Below are 13,817 nucleotides of genomic sequence, written 5' to 3'. Positions count from 1 at the left end.
TTATTTTTGTATTTTAGCACAACCGATTGCGAACATGGTGGTATTTTTAATACTGCATTTTTTTAGTATTTATATTGCTAAATAATCAGTTTAAATTATGATATTGTTTGTGTCTGATTAAGCAGTAAACAAAAGAATAATGAAACCTATAAAGAAGACTTTTTTCAAATTGAGCGTATTGTTTTTTGTATTTTGTTGTCCGGCATTGGCACAAAAAGATTATAAATTATGGTTGCAATATGAAAAAAAAACGATTTCAAAACTAACTTCAGATTACTTATCAAATATTAAAGGGATAGTAGTATTAGAAAATACAGAAACTTTAAAAATTGCTGAAAATGAATTACACAATGCTTTGAATGATATGCTTGGAAATGATATTCAGGACGTTTCAAAATTAGAAGGGAACAATACTATAATTTTAGGCTCAAAATTGGCATTAAGTCCTGAAATTCAAAAAGCAATTGGATCTGGTTTCGCTCTTATAAATGATGAAGGTTTTATTATCAAATCGATTTCTGTAAGTAATAGAAACCACATTGTTATTACTGGTAAAAAAGATATTGGAGTTTTATACGGTGTTTATCATTTTTTGCGATTAATCCAGACAAATAAACCAATACAAAATTTAAATATTGCTGATAGTCCAAAAACAAATATCAGAATTTTAAATCACTGGGATAATTTAGACCGCACTGTAGAGCGTGGCTACGCCGGTTTTTCATTATGGAACTGGCAAAAACTTCCTGGTTTTATTGATCAGCGATATGTTGATTATGCCAGAGCAAATGCATCAATTGGAATAAACGGAACCGTTTTGACCAATGTAAATGCAAACGCTTTAATCTTAACGGCTCAATATTTAGAGAAGGTTGAAGCTTTGGCCAACGTATTTAGGCCGTACGGAATAAAAGTATATTTAACAGCGCGTTTTTCAGCACCAATTGAGATCGGTGGATTAAAAACTGCAGATCCAAAAGATGCTGGGGTTGTAAATTGGTGGAAAGATAAAGCCAAAGAAATTTATAAAAGAATTCCGGATTTTGGGGGCTTTCTGGTAAAAGCGAATTCAGAAGGTCAGCCAGGACCACAAAATTATGGAAGGGATCATGTTGACGGTGCCAATATGCTTGCCGATGCCGTTGCGCCATTTGGCGGGGTGATTATGTGGAGAGCTTTTGTTTATTCTGAACATGATGCCAATGACAGGGCAAAACAAGCTTATGCTGAATTTGTCCCTTACGACGGAAAATTCAAAGAGAATGTAATCGTTCAGGTAAAAAACGGAGCAATCGATTTTCAGCCCCGGGAGCCTTTTCATCCTATGTTTGGGGCTATGCCAAAAACGCCATTAATGATGGAATTTCAAATTACTCAGGAATACTTAGGTTTTAGCACGCATTTGGTTTTTCTGCCTAAATTATTTCAGGAAGTTTTAGAAGCAGATACTTATCAAAAAGGAAAAGGAACAACAGTTGCTAAAGTAGTTGACGGTTCTTATACAAAAACGAAATTAACAGGTATTGCAGGAGTTTCCAATATTGGAAATGATTTAAACTGGACCGGTCACCCTTTTGCTCAGGCAAACTGGTATGGCTTTGGAAGGCTGGCCTGGAACCCAAATTTAGATTCTGAAGTTATTGCCGATGAATGGCTGAGATGTACGTTTTCGAACGATGAAAATTTCATAACCCCAATAAAAAAAATGATGATTGAATCGCGTGAAGTAGTTGTTAATTATATGACGCCACTCGGATTACATCATATTATGGATACAGCGCATCATTACGGCCCGGGACCATGGGTTTCTAATTTATCAAGGCCAGAATGGAATCCGGTGTATTATCATAAAGCAGATAAAAATGGAATAGGTTTTGACCGGTCTAAAACAGGAACAAATGCAACATCACAATATGCTCCTGAAGTAGAAAAGATGTTTGATAATGTAAAGACTTGTCCTGAAAAAGATTTGCTATGGTTTCATCATCTTTCCTGGGATTATAAATTAAAAAACGGTCAAACGCTTTGGAATGGTATGGCTTTGAAGTATCAGGAAGGTGTCGATCAGGTGAAAAATATGCAAAATACATGGAATAAAGCTGAAAAATATATTGATAACGAACGTTTCAAAGAAGTTCAGATGTTATTAGAAATTCAGTATAAAGAAGCAAAATGGTGGAGAGATGCATGTCTGCTTTATTTTCAGCAATATTCGGGTAAGGAATTGCCTGTTGGAGTAGAGAAACCAACACAATCTTTAGAATATTTTAAATCATTGAAATTTCCTTTTGCGCCAGGAAATTAAAAGATATTTAGCTAAAATCATAATCATTATTATTTACAGATTGTATTAAGACACAAAATAAAAACTGTACCAGAAATCAAAATAAAAAACTATCAACCTTAAAAACCATAAAATGAAATTAATTAATCATTATTTACTGCTTTTACCTCTAATCATTTTCACCAGCTGTAATGCACAAAAAAAAGAAAAAAATGGTGTTTCATTAAAAGACAGTTATAAAAAAGATTTTTATATTGGAACTGCTCTGGATTTAAATCAGATTGAAGAAAAAAATGCAAAAGAAGATTCTTTAATCAAAAAAGAATTTAATGCTATTACAGCAGAGAATATCATGAAATCGATGTTTTTGCATCCTTCCAAGGGCAAGTATGATTTTGCATTGTCTGATAAATTTGTTGCCTATGGAGAGAAGAATAAAATGTTCATCCATGGGCATACTCTAATCTGGCACAGTCAATTGGCTTCATGGATGGCAGAAATAAAAGATAGTACAGAAATGAAAGCTTTTATGAAAGATCATATTACGACAATTGTTTCTAAATATAAAGGACGAATTGATTCCTGGGATGTTGTCAATGAAGCTTTGAACGAAGATGGAACATTAAGAAAATCAGTTTTTCTGAAGGCACTTGGAGAGCAATATCTTGTTGATGCATTTAAACTGGCAGCTGCTGCAGATCCAAAAGTAGATTTATATTATAATGATTACAATAATGAAGAGCCTGCAAAAAGAAAAGGCAATATTGATCTGATCAAAAAAATCAAAGCCGGGGGAGGAAAAATTGATGGAGTAGGAATACAGGCTCACTGGCGATTAGAAAGTCCTTCTATAGAAATGATCGAAGAAAGTATTTTAGCGTATTCTGCTTTGGGCTTAAAAGTTGCTTTTACAGAATTAGATATCACCGTTCTGCCAAATCCCTGGGATTTAAAAGGCGCAGATGTTAATCAAAATTTTGAAGGAAGTGAAAAAATGAATCCGTATCCGGAAAAACTTCCCGATTCAGTTCAGGTGAAACTAGCTGAGCGTTATGCGTCAATCTTTAAATTGTTTTTAAAGCATAAAGATAAAATCAGCAGGGTAACATTTTGGGGTGTTCATGACGGACAGTCGTGGTTAAATGACTGGCCAATAAAAGGAAGGACAAATTACCCATTATTATTTGATAAAGATTTAAAACCTAAGAAAGCGTATGATAGCGTCCTGAAGTTAAAAGAAATAAAAAAATAATTAATACTATAGAAGAAATGGTTGCAGATGATATTTTAGAAGTTGCTGAAGATCTCAAAGAAATTAAAATTCTGGACGAAAAAGGATCAATTATGCTATCTTCAAATAATTACCAGCATTTTTTCGAAGCTTCATGGATTCATAAATATAATGGTAAATTTTACTTTTCTTATTCAATGCAAGACAGTAATTTTATTTTCTATGCAATTGGTGATAATCCTTATGGATCTTTTACATATAAGGGAAGAATATTTAATCCATTTGCAGGCAGGAATTTAAATCATTCTATATGTCAGTTAGATAATGAATGGTGTTTGTTTTATCATGATCCCACATTTTTAACTTCTACACAGGATTTGAGAAATATAAAGTTTATTAAAATAGATTATATGAAAAATGGCAAAATTGTTACAATAGATTCTTTTGGCATAAGACGAGTAGCTGAATAGCTTATAGTTTCGAAAAAAATTATTGACATATATTGATAGCTACGAAACGTTTATCATTGAATAGCTAAAAAATATAATTAGATAATTTATTTCCATAAATTTATATAATAACAGCAGAAAAAATCATGACTTTTAAAAGCTCCTTTAAACAGGAGCTTTTTTTAATTAAATGAGCAACCGATTGTATTTTTTTTTATGTTCTTTCTTGAGAATTAAGCATATCATTTTGCCTATTTATTAAGAAATCAATTATATTGCTTTTTTTGCAGTTTATTTTAACAATACTTTACTTTTTAATTTCAGTATTATTAACAAATTCTAATATTTATGATTTATTTATCTAATTAAAGTATTTACTTCTAAATTGTTATTTTTAAACTCAAAATCGATTTAAAAATAGATATAATTTATTTTTCAGGTTATTATATTACGTACAATGTTTTTTATTTGAATATTATTATTAATAATTTAAAAAAAAATTAAACAACCGATTGTGTATTGATTGTTTTTTTCTACATTTGTTTTAAATACACTTATGACTAAACCAAAAATGAATTTTAATTTAAATCAATTTTTATGACTAACTATTTTGTTACAATTAAATCGAAGCATTTAAAATGCTTTTGTTTTTTGATCTTAATGTTTGGCTTATCACTCCATGCGGGTGCGCAAACGAAAGTCAAAGGGACTGTATCGGATGCAAATGGTCCTATCCCTGGGGCTAATGTAAATTTAAAGGGCACTAAAACTGGCGTAAGTACAGGTTTTGATGGTACTTACTCTATCGATGTTCCTTCAAACGGAGTACTTGTTTTTAGTTTTATCGGTTTAAAAAGCAAAGAAGTAGCTGTAAATGGACAAAACCAAATCAACGTAAAGCTTGAAGAAGAATCAGGCGTTTTAAAAGAAGTTGTGGTTATTGGATACGGAACGCAAAGAAAAGAAGCAGTAACCGGATCTGTAGCTTCAATTGGAGGTAAGGAATTAAACGAAGTACAATCTGCCAATATAACACAGGCTTTGCAAGGTAGATTAGCAGGTGTTGAATTGTTGCAAACATCTTCAAAACCAGGAGCTGCTATGCAGATTCGTATACGTGGTACAAGATCTCTTACAGGAAGTAATGATCCATTAATTGTTCTTGATGGAGTACCTTTTGCTGGTCAAATAGGTGATATAAATCCAGTTGATATTAAGTCTGTAGATATTTTGAAAGATGCTTCTGCTACTGCTATTTATGGTTCACGTGGGGCGAATGGTGTTATATTAATTACAAGTAATAAAGGGCGTAAAAATCAAAAAGCGACTTTTAATTACAATGGATTTACAGGTATCAAACAAGTTTTTGGTCAATATGATATGATGGATGGTGCAAAATTCAGCGCACTTCGTACCGCTGCTGGTTTGTATACTAATGGATTAGATGAATCAAATAATAACAATACCAACTGGCAGGATAGCCTTTACGGGGCTGGTGAAATGGTTAGTCATGACATAAGCGTTGCCGGAGGAAGTGAAGGTGGAGCTTATAATGCTGGTTTAGGTTATTACAAAGAGGATGCTGTATTGCCAGGTCAAAGTTTTGAACGTTATACGCTTAGAGCAGGTTTAGATCAACAAGTAGGAAAAGTACTTCGTTTAGGGTTTAATACTAATAGTAATTATTCTATTACAAACGGTGATAATATTGGTACTGGTACGGCTTTGGGGACTTCACCTTTGGCAAGTCCATATAATGCTGATGGCTCATTAAAAAGAACTGTTAGAATGGCTGCTGATGAATACTGGGTATATACAAGAGAATCAATTAACAATCTGGGAGAATCTTATGTAAACTTAACCAAAGCTTTTAGTTCTTACAATAATATTTTTGCTGAATTGAAAATTCCTGGAGTAGAGGGGTTAAAATACCGTATGAATACCGGATTAAATTTTCGTGTATCTAACGGCGGATATTATGAAGGTCAGGGTGTATTTGATGTGAATCCTACTACGTTATCAGAAGCAGCAATAAGAAATGAATTGTCAACACAATGGCTTGTAGAAAACTTACTTACATATGACAAGACTTTTGCAGATAAGCATACTATAAATTTTGTTGCATTGTATTCAAATGAGCAATACACAGGAAATACCTCAAGAATAACAAGAAGAGGAATTACTTCTGATGCATTTCAGTTTTATAACATGGCTCAGAGTGAAGAGCCAATCATTATTAAACCTGAAGAGCAGGATTATACTCAATGGGGTCTAAGTTCTTACATGGCAAGAGCAATGTATTCTTATGATAATAAGTACTTTATTTCAGGAACAGTTCGTTCGGATGGTTCTTCAAGACTTTCTAAAGATAATAGATGGGTAACTTATCCTGCAGTTTCTTTAGGTTGGACAGTTTCTAATGAATCTTTCATGAAAAACCTTTCATGGTTAAATCTATTGAAATTACGTGCTGGTTACGGTGAAACGTCTAATCAGGCAGTAAATCCATATTCTACTTTAGGATCTTTGAGTACCCGACCGTATAATTTTGGAAATACAAATGCAACGGGAGTATATCTTACAGAATTGACTAATGAAGATTTAGGATGGGAGTATTCTAAAACATGGAACTATGGATTAGATTTCGGATTCTTTAACAACCGTTTATCAGGTACAATTGAGTATTATAAAACGAATACAAAAGATCTTTTACAGAGGGTAAATCTACCAGTAACGTCAGGAGTTAGTAGCTATGTAGCTAATGTTGGGGAAAGTGAAAATAAAGGTTATGAGATCTCTTTGAATGGAGTAATCCTTGATAATCCTAAAGGCCTTAGCTGGTCAGTTGGTTTTAATTTATATGCTAATGATAATAAGCTTGTTAAGCTTGCATCAGGAGCTACAAGAGATGAGGCAAATTCATGGTTTGTTGGATATAACATCAATTCAATCTATGATTATGAGAAAGTTGGTCTTTGGCAGGAAGGAGACCCATATATGTCAATATATGAACCAAACCAGAAATACGGAGTTAACGATACAGGATCTGTTGTAGGGTCTATTAGAGTTAAGTATAATGGGACTTTCAATCCAGATGGTTCTCCAACTCGTGCAATTAATGCAAGCGACAGACAGATAATCGAAACTGACCCTGATTTCCAGGGAGGATTCAATACTAACTTAAGCTATAAAGGTTTTGATTTTTCAGCTGTTGGCGCATTTAAAAGTGGTGGTGTATTAGTGAGTACTTTATATGGAGGGGCTAGTTATCTTAACCTTCTTAATGGAAGAAGAAGTAACGTAGATGTGGATTACTGGACACCAGATAACAGAGATGCAGAATTCCCTAATCCAAAAGGTGTAAGAAGTGGTGATAACCCAAAATACATGTCAACAATGAGTTATTTTGATGCATCGTATGTAAAAATCAGGGCATTAACACTTGGTTATACATTGGATCAGCAATTTATGAGAGATTTAGGTATTGAAAGACTTAGACTTTATGTTACTGCTCAGAATCCTTTTGTATTTTTCTCTCCTTATCATAAAATGTCTGGTATGGATCCTGAAACCAATTCATTTGGAGACGAAAATCAGGCTGTAGCTTCTTACCAACGTAGATTTTTGGTTATTGGAACCAATACACCTACTACCAGAAATTATTTATTTGGACTTAATTTAACATTTTAATCAAGAAGAGCTATGAAACGATATATTTTAAAAAAAATAATTATAGGATCAGTAATTTTGTTCTCCTTTGCAGGCTGTTCTGATATCCTTGAAGAAAAACCGCATGATTTTTACGAACCGGAATATTTTAAAACACAGCAAGGGATAAACCAGGGAATAACATCACACTATGCACATTTAAGATGGATATATGGACAGGCATATTTTTATAATGCTACTCAAACCGGTACAGATGAGCATACGTACGCACAACAGGCAGACGGTAACTTTAAAGATCATGATTTATCAGGCGTAGGTGTTATAACTCCTAGTTCAAGCAGATCTGATGTTTTATGGAATAACTCATTTAGTGATATCAATACCGCCAATGGAATTATTGAATATGGTCCATCAGTTGGTGTTGCAACCAGCGTTATTGCTGAGTCTAAATTTTTTAGAGCTTTTGATTATTTTTTATTAGTTCAGACATTTGGAGGAGTTCCCTTAGATTTAGGTCAGGGAGAACTAAAATTTAATCTTAAGCCTTCGAGATATTCCAAAAGAAATACTGTAACTGAAGTTTACACAAAATCTATTTTTCCTGATCTGATAGCGTCTATAAATGAATTACCGGTTAGTCCAAGATTAACAGGAACAGCAACAAAGAATTTAGCACGTTTAATATTGGCAAAAGCCTATTTAACCTACGGATGGTGGTTAGAAAACCCAAATAATATACCAACTTATCCTGATACACCAAGAACTGATCCTGATGGGCATAATGCACAATGGTATTTTCAACAGGCCTACAATTTATCCTTAGAAGGTATTAATGATCCAGGACCATATGGTTTATTGCCATATTATTACGATGTAAACTTAGGATCTAATGATCGTAATAAAGAGATGATGTTATATGCTGACCATACTCAGGCGAGCGAATACTATAATGGAGGAAGTCTTACAAGCGGTAGCGGAGCTGCGCCTGATAATTTCGCAGGCTGGATGTCAACATGGGATTATACCTCTATCAGAAGTACAAATCCAGCAGATGGAAAATCAGTATCTAGTGTACAACGTGCAGCTGACCAATTTTTAGGCCGCCCTTGGGTGAGGATGGCGCCTCCTATTGAAGTATTTACTAATACTTTTGCTGATAAAACAAATGATTCAAGATATGATGGAACATTTACTACAGTATACCGTGGAAACTGGAATCTGGCAGGAACAGGATTAACAACTGTAGCGACACTTAACAATGCTAATGGTTTACCTGTGCATCCAGGTGAGGCAATTTTAACTTTCCTTAATGATGAGCCTGCAACACCAATTACTTATTCTGCAACATCTGCAAGCAATGTTGGCGCTGGAGTTTTACCAGGAAGAGCAGATTATGTAATTTCTCCACAAGGAATAAGTCGAAGAACATACCCTGGCTTTTGGAAATTAGGACCATACCGTACTGATAATAATGGAGGATTGGGACAGCCAAATGCAGGTAGTACAAGACCATTTCCAATTGCTAAATTTTCAGAATTCTATTTTGTTGCTGCAGAAGCTGCAGTAAAAGGAGCAACAGGTAGTATGACAGCAAGGGATCTTATAAATGTAATTCGTGCCCGTGCTGGTAAATGGCGTTGGAACAATAACGGAAGCGTTGCAAAAACTGCAGACAATAGTGCTTTGTTAACAAGTGCAACACCTGCCGTAATTGATATCAATTATATTTTAGCAGAACGTTCCCGTGAATATTTTGGTGAAGGATATCGTTGGTATGATTTGGTAAGAACTCAAAAATGGAATGAGCTTGCAGGTAAATATACAATAGGTGGAATAGCTGTTGGTGATCATACTCCGGTAGTTGTTACCAGAACAATAGAAAAGTATCATTATTTACGACCAATTCCGCAAGGTCAATTAGATGGTATGGAGATGACAGCTGAAGAAAAAGCAGAATACCAGAATCCAGGTTACAATTAATGTTTTCAATATATGGATATAGAGATAATTATTTGAGTGTGAATCTACTAAATACCTTCTCATAATTGGTTCTAAGTTTTATATACAATAAGCCGAGGGTAAATCTCTCGGCTTTTGAATTCTAATACAATTCATATAATAAGTATGTAATAGTAATTCAAAAAAATCAATCCGATAGCAGTCCGGTCTATTTAAAACTCTACCAAATAGTATAATGCAAATAAGTGAACCCATGAAAAAAAGACAAATAATATCGATTCTGGCCTTAGTAAATCTGCTCATTTTTATTGTTAGTTGTAAATCTAGTCAAGTCACACTAGAAAGAACAGATAAAAATTGGGTAGGAACCTGGGCAACAGCGCAAATGCTGGTAGAGCCTAATAATATGCCCCCGGAACCTGGTCTCGCAGAAAATACGATTCGACAGATTATCAGGGTTTCAATAGGAGGAAAGCAGCTGCGTATGCGTTTCTCTAATATATTTAGTGATCAGCCAACTGTTTTAAAATCGGTAAGTGTTGCAAACGTGGTTACTGCTCCTGAAATTGATCCGAGAACGCAAAAAATATTAAGTTTCAATGGAAATCCTGAAATAACAATGAATCCCGAACAGGAAGTTTTTTCAGATGCCTTTGATTTTGATTTAAAACCGGGACAGCTTTTAGCCATTACCATTCATTATGGAGCTGCATCCCATAAAACATCAGGACACCCGGGCTCCAGAACAACTTCTTATATTTTACAGGGTGATAACATTACCAATGCAGCTTTTTCAGGTGCGATAAAAACGGATCACTGGTACTCTATTATGGGAATAGATGTCAATAATGAGAGTTCTGCCAATATTGTATGCCTTGGAAATTCTATTACTGATGGGCGCGGATCAGGAACAAACAAACAAAACAGATGGACGGACATCTTATCTGCCAGATTACTTGCCAATAAAAAAACAGATCACATAGGAGTTTTGAATTTAGGAATAGGAGGGAATTGTGTGGTTAAAGGCGGATTAGGCCCAACAGCACTGAATCGTTTTGACAGGGATGTATTATCTCAAAAAGGCACAAAATGGTTAATGATTCTTGAAGGCGTAAATGATATTGGAGGAATTAAAAATCCTGAAGATGCTCCTCTTAAAGCTCAGGAACTGATTTCAGCTTATAAAGTCATGATTGATAAAGCACATGCCAAAGGAATAAAAGTATATGGCTGTACCATTTTACCTTTTCAGAAATCATTTTATGACGCAGCCTACAGGCAAGAAGCAAGAGATATTGTAAACGAATGGATTCGAAATAGTAATGCATTTGATGCTGTAATTGATTTTGATAAAGCAATGGCTTCAGAAATTGGCTCCAAAACTATTTTATCAGATATGCATGACGGCGACTTTTTACACCCAAACGAATCAGGTTACCTCAGGATGGGAGAAGCAGTCGATCTGGATTTATTTAAATAAGACTTTAATTTTTGATAATATAAATAGCTGTATGAAATTAATAACTAAATTTTTCGCATTTGCTATCCTTTTTTCAATAGCACAAAAAGGATACTCTCAGGATCCTGATTTTCATGTTTATTTAAGTTTTGGCCAGTCTAATATGGAAGGATATGCTAAAATAGAAGCTCAGGACAAAGTAGGAGTTGACGACAGGTTTCAGGTTCTGGCAGCGGTAAACTGCACGGAGACAGGACGCAAAATAGGGAACTGGTATACCGCAGTTCCACCTTTATGCAGATGTAATACCGGACTAACGCCTGTTGATTATTTTGGAAGAAACCTGATTGCTAATCTTCCTAAAAAAGTAAAAGTAGGCGTTATCAATGTAGCAGTTGGAGGTTGCAAAATTGAGCTTTTTGATAAAGATAAATCGGCAGAATATATAGCAACTGCGCCTGAATGGATGAAGGGCATGATTAAGGAATACGATGGAAATCCGTATGCGAGGCTAGTTGAGATGGCAAAAATTGCACAAAAAAAAGGAGTTATTAAAGGTATTTTACTGCATCAGGGAGAATCTAACACCGGTGATACACTTTGGCCTAAAAAAGTTAAAATTGTCTATGATAATTTAATGAAAGATCTGAATCTGGATCCGAAAAAAGTGCCGCTTCTTTCTGGTGAGACAGTACATGAAGAGCAAAATGGTAAATGTGGAAGCATGAATAAAATTATTGCGACACTGCCAAAAACAATATTCAATTCTTATGTAATTTCATCTAAAGGATGCACAGTTGAACCTGATTTTTTACATTTTAATGCTTCAGGTTACAGAGAATTAGGAAAACGTTATGCTCAGAAAATGCTTTCTTTGTTGGGATATCAATTTTCTGATAAAGGTATTTCTTTAAGAATACAGGCCCCTATTGGCTTTGATCAGTTAAATGCAGACATACCATCCGAAAAAATAGAGACCATTACTTATGAATCTAAAACTGTAGGTTCAATTCGAAAAGCGACTGTTTATATACCTCCGGGATTCAATAAAAAGAAAAAATATCCTGTTTTATATCTTTTGCATGGAATAGGAGGCGATGAAAAAGAATGGCTCAACGGAGGTAGTCCGCAGATTATTCTCGATAACCTTTACGCAGAGGGAACAATTGAACCTATGATTGTGGTGATGCCAAATGGCAGGGCAATGAAAGACGATAGTGCTACAGGTAATATAATGGCTCCGGATAAAGTACAGGCATTTGCAACTTTCGAAAAAGATTTATTAAATGACCTAATTCCTTTTATAGAAAAAAAATACCCGGTTCTCAAAGATAGAGAACATCGCGCTATTGCAGGATTGTCAATGGGAGGTGGACAATCTCTGAATTTCGGACTTGGCAATTTAGATAAATTTGCATGGGTTGGCGCATTTTCTGCAGCTCCAAATACTAAAATGCCCAAAGAATTACTTCCTAATCCTGAGGAAGCAAAAAAGAAATTAAAACTGCTTTGGATTTCCTGTGGCGATAACGACTGGCTTATCAGTAATAGTAAACGTACCCACGATTATTTATATCAAAATGATATTCCGCATGTCTATTATATTGAACCGGGAGTTCATGATTTTAAGGTATGGAAAAACGGTTTGTACATGTTCTCACAGTTTTTATTCAAGCCCGTAGATGCTTCAAGTTTTGCGAAATATACTGTTTTAGGAACACAGGCAGAAACGAATATCCGTACTGCTAAATATCCTCAAATACTGCCGGATAACCGGGTCGTTTTTAAAGTCAAAGCACCACAAGCTACAAAAGTGCAAATTGATTTAGGAAAAAAATATGACTTGATAAAAGATGAAGAAGGAACATGGAATGTAACTACTGATGTCGTTAATAAGGGATTTAATTATTATTCACTGCTTATTGATGGTGTTGCTGTTGCTGATCCGTCAAGCGAAAGTTTTTATGGTATGGGACGTATGGCCAGCGGAATTGAAATACCGAATAAAGAAGGGGAGTTTTATGCTTTAAAAGATATTCCACATGGTGATATCAGGATTAAGAAATATTTTTCAAAAGGTAATAATTCATGGCGTGAAATGTATGTTTATACACCGCCGGGTTATGAAAATGCTCCAGAAAAATTTCCTGTTTTATATTTATTGCACGGCGGAGGTGAAGATCAGAGAGGATGGGCTAATCAGGGCAAAGCTAATTTGATTTTAGACAATCTGATAGCTGAGAATAAAGCAAAACCAATGGTAATAGCTATGATTGATGGCAATATGGGAGGAACTGAAGGTTTTAATGAAAATTCACTAAAAGCTTTTGAAAATGAATTGAAATCTGGAGTAATACCATTTGTAGAAAGTAATTTTAAAGTAGCAGCTGATGCTAAAAACAGAGCTTTGGCCGGATTATCAATGGGTGGATTACAGACTCTTTATACTGGTGTTAAAAACTCAGATATGTTTTCCTATATAGGTGTATTTAGTTCTGGCTGGTGGTTTAATAACCAAACATTGTCAGAACCTCAGTATGAATTTATGAAAAGCAATACCGCCGCTATTAATTCCAATATTAAAGAATTTTGGGTGTCGATGGGAGGCAAAGAAGATATTGCTTTTGAAAATTGTAAAATAATGCTAAGCAGGTTTGACCAGATTGGAATCAAATATAAATACAGTGAATATCCTGGAGGGCATAGCTGGCCGGTATGGAGGCACGACTTATTTATGTTTGCGCCTCTGTTGTTCAAATAGAAAAA

General features: G+C 34.6%; 7 protein-coding genes. All 7 read left to right on the top strand.

Going from position 1 to position 13,817, the window contains the following annotated elements; all coding sequences use genetic code 11:
* The first annotated feature begins 139 nt into the window (after window positions 1-139).
* The 7 genes from K8B81_RS07695 to K8B81_RS07665 all read left to right on the top strand — a co-directional run bounded on the left by K8B81_RS07695 (window position 140) and on the right by K8B81_RS07665 (window position 13,812).
* Entirely contained in the window at window positions 140-2,305 is a 2,166-nt protein-coding gene (locus tag K8B81_RS07695) for an alpha-glucuronidase family glycosyl hydrolase (RefSeq protein WP_223680563.1), read from the top strand.
* A gap of 112 nt (window positions 2,306-2,417) precedes the next feature.
* Complete coding sequence (locus K8B81_RS07690) at window positions 2,418-3,536, top strand: endo-1,4-beta-xylanase (RefSeq protein WP_223680562.1); 1,119 nt, start codon at window positions 2,418-2,420, stop codon at window positions 3,534-3,536.
* Window positions 3,537-3,553: 17 nt separating this feature from the next.
* Window positions 3,554-3,985, top strand: a complete 432-nt coding sequence (locus tag K8B81_RS07685) for a glycoside hydrolase family protein (protein ID WP_223680560.1) — start codon at window positions 3,554-3,556, stop codon at window positions 3,983-3,985.
* A 576-nt stretch (window positions 3,986-4,561) separates the two neighbouring features.
* Entirely contained in the window at window positions 4,562-7,654 is a 3,093-nt protein-coding gene (locus K8B81_RS07680; RefSeq protein ID WP_223680558.1) for a SusC/RagA family TonB-linked outer membrane protein, read from the top strand.
* Window positions 7,655-7,666: 12 nt separating this feature from the next.
* The gene (locus K8B81_RS07675; RefSeq protein ID WP_223680556.1) at window positions 7,667-9,613 is read left to right on the top strand and encodes a RagB/SusD family nutrient uptake outer membrane protein; all 1,947 of its coding nucleotides are present in this window, start codon (window positions 7,667-7,669) and stop codon (window positions 9,611-9,613) included.
* A gap of 232 nt (window positions 9,614-9,845) precedes the next feature.
* Window positions 9,846-11,072 carry an SGNH/GDSL hydrolase family protein gene (locus tag K8B81_RS07670; RefSeq protein ID WP_223680554.1) on the top strand — a complete coding sequence of 409 codons (1,227 nt, stop codon included), beginning with the start codon at window positions 9,846-9,848 and terminating at the stop codon, window positions 11,070-11,072.
* Between the two features lie 31 nt (window positions 11,073-11,103).
* Window positions 11,104-13,812, top strand: a complete 2,709-nt coding sequence (locus tag K8B81_RS07665) for an alpha/beta hydrolase-fold protein (protein WP_223680552.1) — start codon at window positions 11,104-11,106, stop codon at window positions 13,810-13,812.
* The last annotated feature ends 5 nt before the right edge of the window (window positions 13,813-13,817 follow it).

The sequence above is a fragment of the Flavobacterium hibisci genome (genome assembly GCF_020026925.1).
Lineage (GTDB): Bacteria > Bacteroidota > Bacteroidia > Flavobacteriales > Flavobacteriaceae > Flavobacterium > Flavobacterium hibisci.
Note: the sequence above shows the minus strand (reverse complement) of the source record. Positions and strands in the feature narration are given on the sequence as shown.